This window comes from Thioalkalivibrio sp. ALJ3, from assembly GCF_000377205.1.
In the GTDB taxonomy this organism is placed as follows: domain Bacteria; phylum Pseudomonadota; class Gammaproteobacteria; order Ectothiorhodospirales; family Ectothiorhodospiraceae; genus Thioalkalivibrio.
In genome coordinates, this window is the sequence record NZ_KB897907.1 from 53632 (window position 1) to 67513 (window position 13882).

Sequence of the window (13882 nt, forward strand, 5' to 3'; positions counted from 1 at the left end):
AGGTTAGTGAGGTAAACGCGAATGCCGTTCTCGATCACGATGGAACTGATGGACACCGTAGTGCGCTGGCTGCTGGAGCCGGTGATCGTCGGCCTGCTGGTGCTGGTGGCGGTCGCTGTCTGGGAGCTTGGGCTCGCACTGGGCGAACGCTCCGGCGGGGTGCGCCGGCTGGAGGCCACCGGTGACGCCGAGCGCCTGGCCTACCGCGCACGGCGCCGCATTGACCGCGCGGATCTGCTGGCACGCATCGGCCCGATGCTCGGGCTGATGGGGACGCTGATCCCGCTGGGTCCAGGGCTGGCCGCGATGGGCCGGGGCGAACTGGAAATCCTCGCCCAGGCCGTTACGGTGGCGTTCAACACCACGGTGCTGGGGCTGCTGGTCGGCATCCTCGGCTTCCTGCTCGGACGCCTCCGGCGGCGCTGGTATGACGCCGCGATGGAGCGCCTGGAGGCGGCGGCATGAGGGTCCCGCACTACCGCGCCAGCCGCTTCGATGCCCCTGACGAAGAGCCGATGGGGCCACTGGCCAACCTGGCCGACATCATGCTCGTGTTCGCCGTCGGCCTGATGGTGGTGATGGCCGCCTCGGGGAGTGGCCTTGAACCGGCCAGCGGGGGCGCCGAGATCGAACCCGGGCGCGAGATCCCGGACCCGCCCGAGGGTGCCGGGGAGGCCGGCTCCGGCTTCGAGTCGATGGGGCAGGTCTACCGTGACCCGGAGACTGGACGAATGATTCTGATCGGCGAGTAGGCCGTACTACGCGCCCCGAATACGCAATAAGCTCAAGGAGTACATCAACATGACCGACGACACCGAAGCGGCACGCGCCGAACGCCATGCCCAGCGTATGGCGCGCAAGAAGGAGATCGTGGACCGCAAGATTGCCGAGGCGCAGGAAGAAAAGGGCGTATTCCTGATCCTTACCGGCAACGGAAAGGGCAAGAGCTCCTCGGGCTTCGGCATGGTCGCCCGGGCCCTCGGGCACGGGATGCAGGTCGGCATCGTGCAGTTCATCAAGGGCCAGTTCGCCACCGGCGAGGAGGCCTTCTTCCGTGGTCAGGACAACGTGCAGTATCACGTGATGGGCGAGGGCTATACCTGGGAAACCCAGGATCGCGAGAAGGATGCCGAAGCCGCCCGCCATGCCTGGGCGCATGCCCGCGACATGCTGCGCGACCCGAATGTCGACCTCGTGCTGCTCGACGAGCTGCATATCGCCCTGAAGTACCAGTACCTGGATGTGGCCGAGGTGCTGGAAGACCTGGCGAACCGCCCGCCGATGCAGCATGTTATTACCACCGGCCGCGCCGCGCCGAAGGCACTGATCGAGGCGGCCGACACCGTGAGCGAGATCGGCGTGGTCAAGCATGCCTTTCAGGCCGGCATCAAGGCGCAGAAGGGGATCGAGCTGTGAGTGTCAGCTGCCCCGCGGCGTTCGTGGCGGCCCCGGCCTCGGGCCAGGGCAAGACCACGATCACCGCCGCCATCGCCCGTTACCACCGCAACCAGGGTCTGCGCGTGCGCGTGTTCAAGACCGGCCCCGACTTCCTCGACCCGATGATCCTGGAACAGGCCTCCGGGCATCCGGTCGACGCCTTGCATCTGTGGATGGTCGGGGAAGAAGCCTGTCGAGCGATGCTGTACGAGGCGGCCCAGGAGTCCGATCTGATCCTGGTGGAGGGCTCGATGGGGCTGTTTGACGGGGATCCGTCCGGTGCGGATCTGGCCCAGGCCTTCGGCTTGCCGATCCTGACCATGGTGGATGCCAGCGGCATGGGCCAGACCTTCGGGGCGCTGGTGCATGGCCTGTCGACCTACCGCCCGGGTCTGTCCTTCGCGGGCGTGATTGCCAACCGGGTGGGCAGTCCGGGCCATGCGCGGATGCTGGAGGATTGCACCCCGGAGGCGATCCGCTTCTTTGGTGCCGTGCAGCGTAACGAAACGCTGAGTGTCCCGGATCGTCACCTGGGGCTGGTGCAGGCCGGCGAGATCGCCGATCTGGATGCGCGGCTGGAGGCGGCAGCGGCCGCGATTGAAGAGGCTGGGGTGACAGGGCTCCCGGAGCCGGTGCGCTTTGATCCGGAAACAATTGCGCCGATCGAGGCGGCGCTGTCCGGCGTGCGCATTGCGATCGCGCGGGATGCGGCTTTTGCTTTCATGTATCCGGCCAACCTGCGCCTGCTGGAGAAGATGGGCGCCGAACTGCGGTTCTTTTCCCCGCTTGCGGGGGACGGGTTACCAGAGGCCGATGCCGTCTGGCTGCCGGGTGGCTACCCCGAGTTGTATCTGGATCAGCTGTCCGCCAATGCTGTCCTGAAGTCGGACCTTGAGGCCCATCATGCGGCGGGTCGCCCCATCCTGGCGGAGTGCGGGGGCTTTCTCTACCTGCTGGATGAACTGGCCAATCGCGAGGGTCATGCCGCGGCCATGGCCGGGCTGGTGCCGGGCAAGGCCCAGCTGGCAGACCGCCTGCAGGGTCTGGGGCTCCAGGCGGCTCCGCTGCCGGAGGGCGAGCTGCGCGGGCACACCTTCCATCACACCCATTCCGAGGTCGGGCTCGAGCCCTATGGTCATTGCTGGCGTGCGCGCGGGACGGGGTCGCAGGGCGAGGCGATCTATCGTGACGGGCGCCTGACCGCGACCTATCTGCATGCCTGGTTCCCCTCCAACCCGCAGGCCACGGCGCGACTGTTCCAGGCATGAGCGGTACAGGGCAGCACAAGGTGGCCAGGATCGGATCCGGTGCACGCCCTGGGGTGACCCTCCCGTTTCGCGGCGAGCGGCGGGCCGGGTGCGTGGATCTGGTGGGCGCGGGGCCGGGCGATCCAGGCCTGCTGACACTGGACGCGCTCAGCGCGATGCAGCACGCGGATATCCTGCTGCACGACCGCCTGATCCCGCAGGCGATCCTGGATCTGGCAAACCCCAAGGCGCAGCGTCTGTACGTGGGCAAGGCGCGCTCGCGGCACAGTTGTGATCAGGGCGATCTGAACGATCGCATGGTCGCGCTGGCCCGGGAGGGGCACTACGTGGTGCGCCTGAAGGGGGGTGACCCGTTTGTCTACGGGCGGGGCGGCGAGGAGGCCGCCGCGATTGCCGCCGCCGGGGTGCCAGTGCGCATCGTGCCGGGGATTACCGCAGCCGGTGGCTGTGCAGCCTATGCAGGGATCCCGCTGACCCATCGCGATCACGCCTATCGCTGCCAGTTCGTGACCGCCCACCGGCGTGCCGGCGAGACCAATCTGGACTGGGCCTCGCTGGTGCATCCGCAGCAGACCCTGGTCGTCTACATGGGGCTGCATACCCTGGCCGAGGTCTGTGGCGAGATGATGGCGGCGGGTGCGGACGGCGCGATGCCGGCGGCGCTGGTCGAACAGGGGACGCGCCCGGGCCAGCGTGTCATCGAAGGCGTTCTGGCCGACCTCCCCGCGCGGGTGGCGGATCTGGATATCCAGTCGCCGGCGCTGCTGATCGTGGGCGAGGTCGTGCGCCTGCGCGAGACGATCGCCACGCAGGGTGCCGAGTCCGTCCCGGGAACGCATGAAACCGGCTGAGCAGAACAGCTCGGCGGGCGGAATGCGCCCGGAGACGCCCGAGACGAGCGGGCGTCTGCGCACGGGGCTGACCACCGGTGTGTGTGCGACCGCCGGTGCCGTTGCCGGCGCACGCTGGCTGCTGGAGGGGCGGTGGCTCGAGATGGTGGAAGTCATCCTGCCGAAGGGGCAGGTCGTGAGCCTGACACTGAACGACCTCGAACCCACTCCGGGCGGCGCGGTTGCCGGGGTCATCAAGGATGCCGGCGACGACCCGGATGCCACCCACGGGGCCCGGGTCTGGGTGGAGGTGAATCTGTGCGGTGCGCCCGGTGTCGAGTTCGTGGCGGGTGCCGGGGTCGGGACGGTCACGCGCCCGGGACTGGTGCTGGAGCCGGGCGAGCCCGCCATCAATCCGGTCCCCCGACGCATGATCCAGGGGCATCTGGAGACACTGGCTGCAGCCGCTGGGTACAGCGGGGGCTTCAGGGTCACGGTCGGCGTGGACGGTGGCGAACGCATTGCCGGGCGGACCATGAACGCCCGCCTGGGGATCCTCGGGGGGCTCTCGATCCTGGGCACCACCGGCATCGTCCGGCCGTTCTCCTGCGCCGCCTATATCGCATCCATTCATCAGGCCATAGACGTGGCCCGCGCCAACGGCTGTCCGCGTGTGGCCTGCTGCACCGGGGGTACCAGCGAGGCGGCGATGCGCGAACAGTACGGCCTGGACGACATGGCGCTGATCGAGATGGGGGATCTGTTCGGGGCGGCACTGAAGTACCTGGGGCGTCATCCTCTGCCTGCGGTGGTGCTGGCCGCGGGGTTCGGCAAGCTCAGCAAATTCGCGGCCGGACACCTGGATGCCCACAGCCGCAAGTCGCGCATCGATCTCGACGCGCTGGCGGAGGAGGCGGCGGATCTGGGAGGCAGCCAGGAACTAGTCGCGCGCATCCGCGCGGCGAATACCAGCGCCCAGGCGCTTGCGGATTGCCTGGAGCAGGGTGTGGCGCTGGCCGACCGTATCAGTGCGCGCGCCTGGAAGCGGGCGCGCGGGATGCTGCCGGAGACCACGGCGCTGGAGGTCTGCGCGGTGGATCGGGCCGGACGCATCGTCGGGTTGGCCAGGGACACCGGGGGGCTGGCGCCATGATGGCCCCGGCAATCGCCCTGAAGTCGGTGGCCAAGCGCTATGCCGGTGGCCGGGTCGGGCTGGCGGACGTGGACCTGGAAGTCCCGGCGGGCCGCTTTTTCGGCCTGCTGGGGCCGAATGGGGCCGGCAAGACGACCCTGGTGGGACTGCTGACCACGCTGGTGCGGGCCGATCGCGGGTCGATCCGGGTCTGCGGCTTCGACGTGGCGACACAGGCGGTTGCGGCGAAGGCCTGCATGGGCGTGGTGCCGCAGGAGATCAACTTCAACAGCTTCGAGCCGGTGGGCGAGATTGTTGAAGCCCAGGCGGCCTATTACGGATTGTCCCCGCGGCGGGCGCGCGAGCGTACTGGCCAGGTACTGGAACAGGTGGGCCTGGCGGACCGGCGGCGGCAGTCCGCCTGGGGGCTGTCGGGCGGAATGAAGCGCCGGCTGATGATTGCCCGGGCGCTAGTGCACCGCCCGCATGTGCTGCTGCTGGACGAGCCGACCGCGGGGGTGGACCTCGAGGGACGCCATACAACCTGGGAACTGCTGCGTGCGCTGAATGCGGATGGTGTGACCATCCTCCTGACGACGCACTACCTCGAGGAGGCGGAAGCGCTGTGCGATTCGCTGGCGATTCTGGATCAGGGCGAGATCGTTGCGCGCGGCGAGACCGGCGAACTGCTGCACGGGCTGAACGTGCAGACCCTGGTGCTCGAGTTGAGCGCCCCCCTTGATGCGTGCCCCGAGCTGGAAGGGTTGGCGATCCGGCGGGTGGATCGCTGGACCCTGGAGATTGACCTGCCGCAGGGCATGGAGGTGAACGCGCTTTTTGAGCGTCTCGGTGTGTACGGTGTCCGGGTGGCGGGCCTGCGCAACAAGCGCAACCGGCTCGAGTCGCTGTTCCTGCAGCGCATCGCGGAACGTGCCAGTGCATCGCAGGGGGCCGGGACATGAGGCTCGCGGCTTACGGATTTGCCTACCGCGGGATGGTGATCAAGCAGGTGCGCCGCTTCCTGCGTGCCTGGGTGCAGAACCTGCTGCCATCGGTGGTGACGACCGTTCTGTTTCTGGTGATCTTTGGCCACCTGGTCGGGCGCGAGCTGGGCACCATGCGTGGCGTCGACTACGCCGATTTCATCCTGCCGGGCCTGATCATCCTGGCCGTGGCCACCAACGCCTACAGCAATGTGACGCTGGCGTTCTATGGCGCGCGCCTGCAGCGGCACATCGAGGAATTGCTGGTTGCGCCACTCCCCGCCTGGCTGATCGTGGCGGGCTTTGCAACCGGCGGGGTGATCCGCGGTCTGCTGGCCGGGGCGCTAGTGGCGCTGGTTGCGATCCCGTTTACCAACCTGCAACTGCACCACCTGGCGGCGACTCTGGGGATCGCGCTGGTCAGTGCCACGCTGTTCGCCCTGGCCGGCCTGCTGAATGGCCTGTACGCGCGCAGTTTCGACCACACCTCCGTGGTGGCGACGTTCGTGCTGACCCCTCTGATCTATCTGGGAGGGCTGTTCTATCCGGTGGAACGGATGCCCGAGCCCTGGCAGTCTCTGGCAGCGCTGAACCCGCTGTACTACATGGTCGAGGGCTTTCGCTACGGTCTGCTGGGGATCGGGTCCTTCGCCTGGGCCACAACCTTCTGGGTGCTCGTGGGGACCACCCTGGTTGTCGGCGGGGTGGCCTGGACCCTGGTCGCTCGCGGCGTGCGGATCCGGTCATGAGCAGGGGTCCGAAGCCGTTGGGTGCCGAGCATCCGCGTGTGCGCCGGGCGTGTCCCGGAGTCGCTGCGCCCATGACGACCGGAGACGGGCTTCTGATGCGGGTACGTCACCCGATCGGAGGGCTTGACGCGGCGCAGGCGCGCATCCTCGCCGAGGTGGCGCTGCGTTTCGGTTCCGGTGACCTGGAGCTGACCAGTCGCGGCAATCTGCAATTGCGCGGTCTGGACACGCCGGGCCTGGAGACGGCACGGGCCGAACTGGAGGCGGCGGGTCTGGCGGATCGCGATCCCGAGGCGGAGGCGGTGCGCAATGTGCTGGTGGCACCGGCGACGGATATCGACCCGGAGGCCGCCATGGATGTACAGCCCATCGCGCGGCAACTTGCGCGGGCACTGGGCGCAACCCCGCGCCTGCGCGCACTGCCGCCGAAGGTCGGGGTGCTGGTGGAGGCGGGTGGCGATTTGCCGCTGGACCGGGTGCCGGCGGACCTTCGGCTGGAGGCCTGTACGGGACCGGGTGGCGTGTGGATTCGCGTGGCCGTCGGGGCGTCGGCTCAGGTCGCGACGGTGCTTGGGTGGGCACGCCCAGAGAAGGCTGTGGACGCCGCCTTGCAAGTCCTCGAGCAATTCCTGGCGCTGCGCCAGGGGGATCCGGATCCGCCGGGGCGCTTGCCCGGCGCCCTGGCTCGGTTCGGCGCGAAGGCCCTGACGCCTCCCGGACTGGAGCGAGTCCTTCCGGGTGGGGATCCGATTGCGGCACGGAGCAGCGAAAACGCCGACTCCGGGATTGGCGCGGGCCTGAATGGCGACGCCTTCGGGGTCGCGTTTCCGTTCGGAGCCCTGCGCGCCGAGGCCCTGCGGGGGCTGGCCGAGCAGATCCGCGGCGGGGAAGGGCGCCTGCGGCTCACCCCCTGGCGCAGCGTGCTGCTGGTCGGGGCGCGGCCGATCGCCCTGGACCGGCTGGCTGCATGGGGCGGTGTAACGGATCCAAGGGATCCTCGCCTCGCGGTGAGCGCCTGTGTCGGTCAGGCGGGGTGCTCGGCGGGTACGACATTCACGCGGGCGGACGCCGCGATGCTCGGGCCAGCCGCCCGCGGACTGCTGGCCGGTGACGAATATCTGCATGTCAGTGGCTGCGAGAAACACTGCGGGAGGCCCGCGAATGCCCGGGTGGTCCTTGCGGCGCGGGCGGGGCATTACGACCTGTCGCTGCAACGTGCACCGGCGCACTGGGAGCCCCTACTTGTGGGCCTTTCGCCGGATCAGCTGCGAGCGGCCCTGTCGGCGCTTGAACAGATTACGCACGCAGAGCGCGTCGGGATGCTCGCGGCCCTGCACAGGCTGGGACCGGCCGAGCTGGGTCGGCGCCTCAACGCGATGGTGAATAACGGAGACGAAACATGACGCAGAGCGATACCGCCGGGGCCGTACCGGATTATGAGCGCGATGGGACGGCCATCTATCGGGAGTCCTTCGCGATTATTCGATCCGAGGCGGCGCTGGATCGTTTTCCGGAGGATCTGGTGTCTGCGGTGGTCCGCATGATCCACGCCTGCGGCATGACCGACCTGCCGCAGGACGTCGGGTTTTCGACTGGCGTGGCCGGGGCGGCTCGCGCGGCGCTGGCTGCCGGCGCGCCGATCCTGTGTGACAGCAACATGGTGGCCCATGGAGTCACGCGGGCCCGGCTGCCGGCGGATAACCCGGTGATCTGCAGCCTGCGCGAGGACGGAGTGGCGGCTGCTGCCGAGCGTATGGGCACAACGCGTTCGGCGGCGGCGCTGGAATGGTGGCGACCGCATATGGAGGGTGCGGTGGTGGCGATCGGGAATGCACCCACGGCCCTTTTTCACCTGCTGGAGATGCTGCACCAGGGGGCGCCACGTCCGGCCGCGGTACTCGGTATCCCGGTGGGCTTTGTCGGTGCGGTGGAGAGCAAGGAGGCGCTGGCCGCCAGCCCGCTGGACCTCGAGTACCTGACCATCTTCGGACGCCGCGGTGGCAGCGCCATGGCCGCGGCGGCCATCAACGCCTTTGCGAGTGACCGGATATGACGACTTCTTCCCCTGTGAATGCATCCCCGGAGGCGGGCTGCCTGTATGGAGTCGGCACCGGGCCTGGCGATCCCGAGTTGCTGACGTTGAAGGCCGCGCGCCTGATCGCACAGAGCCCGGTAGTGGCCTACTTCTGCCGCCGCGGCGGGCGCGGTCAGGCCCGTGCGATCGTGGATGCCCACCTGGGTACCGGGCAGTGCGAGATGCCGCTGGAGTACCCGGTGACCAACGAGATTCCGCACGGCTCCGAGGAATACCGCCGCTGCATCGAGCAGTTCTTCGACGCTTGTGCCGAACAGCTGGCGGCCGAACTGGAAGCCGGGCGCTCGGTCGTGGTGCTGAACGAGGGCGACCCGTTCTTCTACGGCTCCTTCATGCACGTATACCTGCGGCTCAAGGAGCGCTTTCGCACGAGTATTGTGCCCGGAGTGACTTCGATGATGGCCTCTGCCGCCCAACTGCCAACTCCGTTGACCATGCGCGATGACCTGCTGACGGTGATCCCGGGCACGATGCCGATGGACGATCTGCGCCAGGCCCTGCAGGGGACGGATGCAGCGGTCATCATGAAAGTGGGGACCCATCGCGATGCGGTGGTCGGTGTCCTGCAGGAGCTGGGGCTGAGTGAGCGCGCCTGGTACGTGGAACGCGCGAGCACTGCCGAGGAGCGGGTCCTGCCGCTGTCCGAGATCCCGGAACGGGTGCCCTATTTCTCGATGATCGTGATCCCCGGGCGAGGGGTTCGGCGATGATCGGGGATGGCGGTCCGGTGGTCGGTCGGTTGAGTGTGGTCGGGGTGGGTCCGGCGGGGCCGGAATGGATCACACCGGAGGTCGCTGCCCGTCTCGAAGCGGCCACCGATCTGGTGGGGTACGGGCCGTACCTGGAACGGATTGCGGGCCCTCATCACCGTGTTCACGCCTCGGATAACCGCGAGGAACTGGCGCGTGCGATGCACGCCCTGGACATGGCCGCCGAGGGGCGGGACGTGGTCGTGGTCTCGGGGGGCGACCCGGGTGTATTCGCCATGGCGGCGGCGATCTTCGAGGCGCTGGAAGGGGCGCAGGCACAACGCTGGGCGGGAGTCGAGGTGGACGTGACTCCCGGGGTCTCGGCGATGCAGGCCGCCGCCGCGCGGCTGGGTGCGCCGCTGGGCAACGATTTCTGCGTGATTTCGCTGTCGGACAACCTCAAGCCGTGGTCGCTGATCCAGCGCCGGGTGCGGCTGGCGGCCGAGGCCGACTTCGCCATGGCGTTCTATAACCCGATCTCGCGCGCGCGACCATGGCAGCTGGGGGAGGCCCTGGGCATCGTGCGCGAGGCCCAGGGGCCGGACACCCTGGTCGTGCTGGCCACCGCGGTGGGCCGCGGCGAGCGCGAAGACGTGCAGATCTCCACCCTCGGCGAGGTGGACCCGACGACGGCGAACATGAGCACGCTGGTGATCGTGGGCGCCGCCTCGACCCGGGTGCTGGAGCGCCCCTCCGGCCGGCGGCACGTGTACACCCCGCGCTATGTCGAGTCGGCGGAGTCGCGGTGAACGCGCGCGAGGTCTTCCAGCCACTCCAGGGTGGCTTGCGGGGCGTGGAAGCGGGGCACCCCGGGGGCGTCCGGCGGCCGGTCCACCATCACCACCGGGATGCCGCGTTCGCGTGCGGCCTGCAGCTTGGGGGCGGTGGCCTCGCCGCCGCTGTCCTTGGTGACCAGCACGTCGATGGCGTGGGTCTCCAGCAGCCGGTGCTCGTCGGCCAGGCTGAACGGGCCGCGGGCCCGCAGCCAGGTGACCCGGGGCAGCGCCGGCGGCGGTTCCGGCAGGTCGATGGTGCGGATCACGTAGTCCAGTTCGGGCGCCGCCTCGAAGGCCTCCAGGTGCTGGCGCCCGGTGGTGATGAGCACGCGCCGGCCGAGGCCGGGGAGCGCGCGGGCGGCGGCCTCCAGGTCGGGCACGCGCAGCCAGTGATCCCCGGGGCCGGCCTGCCACGGCGGCCGGGTCAGCCGGGCCAGGGGTACGCCGGCGCGGCGCGTGGCGGCGACGGCATTGGCCGAGATCTGCCACGCGAACGGGTGGGTGGCGTCCACCACGGCGTCGATGGCGTGGTCGCGCAGCCAGGCGGCGAGGCCGTCGGCGCCGCCGAACCCGCCGGTGCGCCGCGGCAGTCGCGAGGGCGCGGGCCTGCGCGTGCGTCCGGCCAGCGACACGGTGGCGTGCAGCCGCGGGTGGCCGTCCAGCAGCGGTTCCAGTGCCGCGGCCTCGGTGGTGCCGCCCAGCAGCAGGATCTGCCGCGGGCGCGCCGCCCCGGTGCCGGTATCGGAGGATGAACGGGAGCTCATGAGGATGACCAGTCTAGCCACGAACGAGGAGCGAGCGCCATGGCTGAACATCGTCGGCGTGGGCGCGGGGGGACTCGCCGGGCTGGCCCCGGATGCCCGCATGGCGCTGGACACGGCGGCGACGGTGATCGGCGGCGCGCGGCATCTGGAGATGCTGCCGGAGCGGCCGGGGCAGGAGCGCCTGGTGTGGCCGTCGCCGCTGGAGACTGCGCTGGACTGGATCGAGGCGCGCGCCGGGCAGCCGCTGTGCGTGCTCGCCAGCGGCGACCCCTTCTGGTTCGGGGTGGGCGCGACCCTGATGCGGCGTTTTCCGGTCGCGCAGACCTGCGTCTGGCCGGCGCCCTCGGCGTTCAGTCTGGCCGCTGCGCGCATGGGCTGGCCGCTGCAGCAGACCCGCTGCCTGTCGGTGCACGGCCGGCCGATGGAGGCGCTGCGGCCCTGGCTGCATGACGGCGCGCGGCTGCTGATCCTGAGCCGCGACGGGGATACCCCGGCGGAACTGGCGCACTGGCTGACCGGGCTCGGCTTTGGCGATTCCACCCTGACCGTGCTGCAGTCGCTGGGCGCGGACCGCGAGGCGGTCGTCAGCGCGCGCGCCGGGGCCTGGCCGGAGGTCGCGATCGAGGCGCTGAACACCGTGGCGCTGGAATGCCGGGCCGATCCGGCGGCGCAGGTGCTGGCGGCCAGTGCCGGCCGGCCGGAGGCGCAGTTCGAGCAGGACGGCCAGATCACCAAGCGCGAGGTGCGGGCGGTGGCGCTGGCCCTGCTGGCGCCCGGACGCGGCGAACGGCTGTGGGACGTGGGCGCCGGCTCCGGAGCCATCGGCATCGAGTGGATGCTGGCGGATCCGGCCAACACCGCCGTGGCGATCGAGCCGCGCGCGGAGCGCCTGGAACGCATCGCGCGAAATGCCAGCACGCTGGGGGTGCCGGCGCTGCGCCGCATCCACGGGCGGGCGCCGGAGGTATTGAAAGACCTGCCGCCACCCGACGCGATCTTCATCGGCGGCGGGCTGACCACGCCGGGGCTGGTGGAGCACTGCATGGACCAGCTGCGCCCGGGCGGGCGGCTGGTCGCCAGCAGCGTGACCGTGGAAGGGGATGCGGTGCTGGCGGCGGCGCACGAGCGCCACGGCGGCGAGCTCACGCGGATCAACGTCAGCCGCGCGGAGCCGCTGGGCGGCATGGCCGGCTGGAAGCCGCTGCGGCCGGTGACCCTGTGGTCGCTGCGCCGGAGCTGAGGGAAACGCTGAGCGGGGCACGTGTCCGGGTGACCCCCGGCGTCGGCTTCGCCTCGGCCTGCACGGCCGGCGAGCTGGAGGCACTGGTTCGCGAGGTGCTGGCCGAGGCGCACGCCATGTTGCGGACGGGGGGCGCCGAGGCGGTCGTGACCCGGCAGCTGGCGGCCCCGGCGCACAAGGGCGACAGCCCGGTGCTGTTGACGGCCGCGCGAGACCTGGAGCTGGAGCCGGTGTTCGCGTCGGCAGCCGCGCTGGTCAAGCACGACGCTGCCCTGCCCACGGACTCGCCGCGCTCGCGTGCCGCCGCTGGGGTCGGTTCGGTGGCGGAGGCGGCGGCGCTGGAGGTGGCCGGCGACGGGGCGCGCCTGCTGCTGCCGCGGCGGCTCTCCGCGCGGGCGAGCTGCGCGGTGGCGGTGCGCACGGGGAACGGGACGGACGAGCTTCTCGAGGAGTGGTGATGACGGTTCATTTTGTCGGAGCGGGGCCGGGTGCGGCCGATCTGCTGACCTTGCGCGGGAGGGATCGCATCGCGGCCTGCCCGGTGTGCCTGTATGCCGGTTCGCTGGTGCCGGAGGCGGTGCTGGATCATGTGCCGGAGGGGGCACGCGTCGTCAACACCGCGCCGCTGACGCTGGACGCGATCATGGAGGAAATCGAACGTGCCCACGCGGCGGGTCAGGACGTGGCGCGGTTGCACTCCGGCGATTTGTCGGTTTACAGCGCGCTGGGGGAGCAGATCCGCCGGCTGGAGGCGGCCGGGATCGACTACAGCATCACGCCCGGCGTGCCGGCGTTCTCCGCTGCCGCCGCGACTCTGGGGCGGGAACTGACGGTGCCGGAGGTGGCGCAGTCGGTGGTGCTGACGCGTACGCCGGGACGGGCGTCCTCCATGCCGGAGCGCGAACGGCTGGCGAGCTTTGCCGCCACTGGGGCGACCCTCGCGATCCACCTATCGCTGCACAATATCGAGACCGTGGTCGAGGACCTGCGGCCGCACTATGGCTGCGACTGCCCGGTGGCGATCGTGTTTCGCGCCAGCTGGCCGGACGAGACCGTGGTGCGCGGTACGCTGGGGAATATCGCGGAACGGGCGCAGGCCCTGACCATGCGGCGCTCGGCGCTGATCCTGGTGGGCCCGGCTCTGGATCCGGGCGATTTCCGCGACAGTGCGCTGTACGACCCGGCGCATGTGCGCCGCTACCGTGGCATGGATGGCGACTGAGTGTCGGGCGGCTGATCGGGAAAGGGGCCGCCAAGCGGCGGCCCCGGGTGTCAGAGTGATTCAGCGACGGCGGTAGTTGTCGTGGCAGGCGAGGCACTGGTGGCGCACGCCGTTCAGGACCTCGGTTGCGCGCACCTGGAAGCTCTCGTCCTCCAAGTCGTCGGCCGCGTCGACTTTTCGTTGCAGCTCGGCCGTGGCCTCGCGGAATGCCGCCTTGTATGCGGAGAACTCCGGGTCCTCCCAGGCCTTGGGGAGCGCCCCCGGCTCGCCTTCACGAGCCGGTGTCTCCTTTGCGAACCAGGTTTCGATGTCGTCGCCCCTGCGCGCCAGTTCGCGGGCAAGGTCGGGCAGTTGCCCTGCGAATGGAGCGTCATAGCGCAAGATCTGCTCGATGCTCCGGTAGACGGCCGAATTGCCCTGCATGCTCTGCTGACGAAAGCGCTGGAAGGCCTCGCTGGCATCGACTCCGGCCGGATCGTCCAGGGTCTCCGCAAAGTCGTCGCCCCAGGGGCCCGGCATCGCGACGCTGACCTCGGCGGTGGCCGGGCCTGCCGCGGCAGCCAGTACCAGCACGGCGGTGAGGGCGGTGGTCAGAGCTTGATGGGTGGATTGCGTCCGTTTCATGGCGATTCTCCCT

Annotated in this window: 17 protein-coding genes; 15 read left to right on the forward strand and 2 right to left on the reverse strand. The window is 70.0% G+C overall.

Annotated elements, in window-relative coordinates:
• Window positions 1–21: 21 nt before the first annotated feature.
• The 12 genes from C935_RS0106740 to cobJ all read left to right on the forward strand — a co-directional run bounded on the left by C935_RS0106740 (window position 22) and on the right by cobJ (window position 9992).
• Window positions 22–465: a MotA/TolQ/ExbB proton channel family protein gene (locus C935_RS0106740; RefSeq protein WP_018174775.1), complete on the forward strand. Its 444-nt coding sequence runs from the start codon at window positions 22–24 to the stop codon at window positions 463–465.
• The gene (locus C935_RS0106745; protein ID WP_018138715.1) at window positions 462–752 is read left to right on the forward strand and encodes a DUF2149 domain-containing protein; all 291 of its coding nucleotides are present in this window, start codon (window positions 462–464) and stop codon (window positions 750–752) included. Before C935_RS0106740 ends, C935_RS0106745 begins: the two co-directional genes overlap by 4 nt.
• Window positions 753–801: 49 nt before the next feature.
• Window positions 802–1416, forward strand: coding sequence for a cob(I)yrinic acid a,c-diamide adenosyltransferase (cobO, locus tag C935_RS0106750; RefSeq protein WP_018861758.1), 615 nt, complete (start codon window positions 802–804; stop codon window positions 1414–1416).
• Window positions 1413–2705 carry a cobyrinate a,c-diamide synthase gene (locus C935_RS0106755; protein WP_018861759.1) on the forward strand — a complete coding sequence of 431 codons (1293 nt, stop codon included), beginning with the start codon at window positions 1413–1415 and terminating at the stop codon, window positions 2703–2705. Before cobO ends, C935_RS0106755 begins: the two co-directional genes overlap by 4 nt.
• Window positions 2702–3556: a uroporphyrinogen-III C-methyltransferase gene (cobA, locus tag C935_RS0106760; protein WP_026278698.1), complete on the forward strand. Its 855-nt coding sequence runs from the start codon at window positions 2702–2704 to the stop codon at window positions 3554–3556. Before C935_RS0106755 ends, cobA begins: the two co-directional genes overlap by 4 nt.
• A gap of 22 nt (window positions 3557–3578) precedes the next feature.
• Window positions 3579–4688: a cobalt-precorrin-5B (C(1))-methyltransferase gene (locus C935_RS0106765; RefSeq protein WP_026278699.1), complete on the forward strand. Its 1110-nt coding sequence runs from the start codon at window positions 3579–3581 to the stop codon at window positions 4686–4688.
• Complete coding sequence (locus C935_RS0106770; RefSeq protein WP_026278700.1) at window positions 4685–5629, forward strand: ABC transporter ATP-binding protein; 945 nt, start codon at window positions 4685–4687, stop codon at window positions 5627–5629. Before C935_RS0106765 ends, C935_RS0106770 begins: the two co-directional genes overlap by 4 nt.
• Window positions 5626–6399 (forward strand): ABC transporter permease, encoded by a 774-nt coding sequence (locus C935_RS0106775; RefSeq protein ID WP_038040478.1) that lies wholly within the window; start codon window positions 5626–5628, stop codon window positions 6397–6399. Before C935_RS0106770 ends, C935_RS0106775 begins: the two co-directional genes overlap by 4 nt.
• A 71-nt stretch (window positions 6400–6470) precedes the next feature.
• Window positions 6471–7802 (forward strand): precorrin-3B synthase, encoded by a 1332-nt coding sequence (gene cobG, locus C935_RS0106780; protein ID WP_018861764.1) that lies wholly within the window; start codon window positions 6471–6473, stop codon window positions 7800–7802.
• Window positions 7799–8452 (forward strand): precorrin-8X methylmutase, encoded by a 654-nt coding sequence (locus C935_RS0106785; RefSeq protein WP_018861765.1) that lies wholly within the window; start codon window positions 7799–7801, stop codon window positions 8450–8452. Before cobG ends, C935_RS0106785 begins: the two co-directional genes overlap by 4 nt.
• On the forward strand, window positions 8449–9204 hold the full coding sequence (locus C935_RS0106790; protein WP_038044491.1) for a precorrin-2 C(20)-methyltransferase: 756 nt from the start codon (window positions 8449–8451) through the stop codon (window positions 9202–9204). Before C935_RS0106785 ends, C935_RS0106790 begins: the two co-directional genes overlap by 4 nt.
• Window positions 9201–9992, forward strand: coding sequence for a precorrin-3B C(17)-methyltransferase (gene cobJ, locus C935_RS0106795; RefSeq protein WP_018861767.1), 792 nt, complete (start codon window positions 9201–9203; stop codon window positions 9990–9992). Before C935_RS0106790 ends, cobJ begins: the two co-directional genes overlap by 4 nt.
• Here cobJ and C935_RS0106800 read toward each other — a convergent pair.
• Complete coding sequence (locus C935_RS0106800; RefSeq protein WP_018861768.1) at window positions 9965–10783, reverse strand: cobalt-precorrin-6A reductase; 819 nt, start codon at window positions 10781–10783, stop codon at window positions 9965–9967. The genes cobJ and C935_RS0106800 overlap by 28 nt on opposite strands.
• 4 nt (window positions 10784–10787) lie before the next feature.
• On the opposite strand from C935_RS0106800, the gene C935_RS0106805 reads away from it, so the two are divergent.
• Genes C935_RS0106805 through cobM form a run of 3 tightly spaced genes read left to right on the forward strand, consistent with a single transcriptional unit; the run spans window position 10788 to window position 13245 of the window.
• On the forward strand, window positions 10788–12023 hold the full coding sequence (locus C935_RS0106805) for a bifunctional cobalt-precorrin-7 (C(5))-methyltransferase/cobalt-precorrin-6B (C(15))-methyltransferase (RefSeq protein ID WP_018861769.1): 1236 nt from the start codon (window positions 10788–10790) through the stop codon (window positions 12021–12023).
• Between the two features lie 29 nt (window positions 12024–12052).
• Complete coding sequence (locus C935_RS0106810; RefSeq protein WP_026278702.1) at window positions 12053–12481, forward strand: cobalamin biosynthesis protein; 429 nt, start codon at window positions 12053–12055, stop codon at window positions 12479–12481.
• The gene (cobM, locus tag C935_RS0106815) at window positions 12481–13245 is read left to right on the forward strand and encodes a precorrin-4 C(11)-methyltransferase (RefSeq protein ID WP_018861771.1); all 765 of its coding nucleotides are present in this window, start codon (window positions 12481–12483) and stop codon (window positions 13243–13245) included. Before C935_RS0106810 ends, cobM begins: the two co-directional genes overlap by 1 nt.
• 60 nt (window positions 13246–13305) lie before the next feature.
• Here cobM and C935_RS0106820 read toward each other — a convergent pair whose 3' ends face one another.
• Complete coding sequence (locus C935_RS0106820) at window positions 13306–13869, reverse strand: cytochrome c (protein ID WP_018861772.1); 564 nt, start codon at window positions 13867–13869, stop codon at window positions 13306–13308.
• Window positions 13870–13882: the final 13 nt, after the last annotated feature.

Coding starts and splice junctions, on each gene's coding strand:
- cobG (WP_018861764.1), top strand. CDS start 6,471: ATGACGACCGGAGACGGGCTTCTGATGCGGGTACGTCACCCGATCGGA.
- C935_RS0106765 (WP_026278699.1), top strand. CDS start 3,579: ATGCGCCCGGAGACGCCCGAGACGAGCGGGCGTCTGCGCACGGGGCTG.
- cobA (WP_026278698.1), top strand. CDS start 2,702: ATGAGCGGTACAGGGCAGCACAAGGTGGCCAGGATCGGATCCGGTGCA.
- C935_RS0106745 (WP_018138715.1), top strand. CDS start 462: ATGAGGGTCCCGCACTACCGCGCCAGCCGCTTCGATGCCCCTGACGAA.
- C935_RS0106800 (WP_018861768.1), bottom strand. CDS start 10,783: ATGAGCTCCCGTTCATCCTCCGATACCGGCACCGGGGCGGCGCGCCCG.
- C935_RS0106775 (WP_038040478.1), top strand. CDS start 5,626: ATGAGGCTCGCGGCTTACGGATTTGCCTACCGCGGGATGGTGATCAAG.
- cobO (WP_018861758.1), top strand. CDS start 802: ATGACCGACGACACCGAAGCGGCACGCGCCGAACGCCATGCCCAGCGT.
- C935_RS0106805 (WP_018861769.1), top strand. CDS start 10,788: ATGACCAGTCTAGCCACGAACGAGGAGCGAGCGCCATGGCTGAACATC.
- cobM (WP_018861771.1), top strand. CDS start 12,481: ATGACGGTTCATTTTGTCGGAGCGGGGCCGGGTGCGGCCGATCTGCTG.
- C935_RS0106770 (WP_026278700.1), top strand. CDS start 4,685: ATGATGGCCCCGGCAATCGCCCTGAAGTCGGTGGCCAAGCGCTATGCC.
- C935_RS0106785 (WP_018861765.1), top strand. CDS start 7,799: ATGACGCAGAGCGATACCGCCGGGGCCGTACCGGATTATGAGCGCGAT.
- C935_RS0106790 (WP_038044491.1), top strand. CDS start 8,449: ATGACGACTTCTTCCCCTGTGAATGCATCCCCGGAGGCGGGCTGCCTG.
- C935_RS0106740 (WP_018174775.1), top strand. CDS start 22: ATGCCGTTCTCGATCACGATGGAACTGATGGACACCGTAGTGCGCTGG.
- C935_RS0106820 (WP_018861772.1), bottom strand. CDS start 13,869: ATGAAACGGACGCAATCCACCCATCAAGCTCTGACCACCGCCCTCACC.
- cobJ (WP_018861767.1), top strand. CDS start 9,201: ATGATCGGGGATGGCGGTCCGGTGGTCGGTCGGTTGAGTGTGGTCGGG.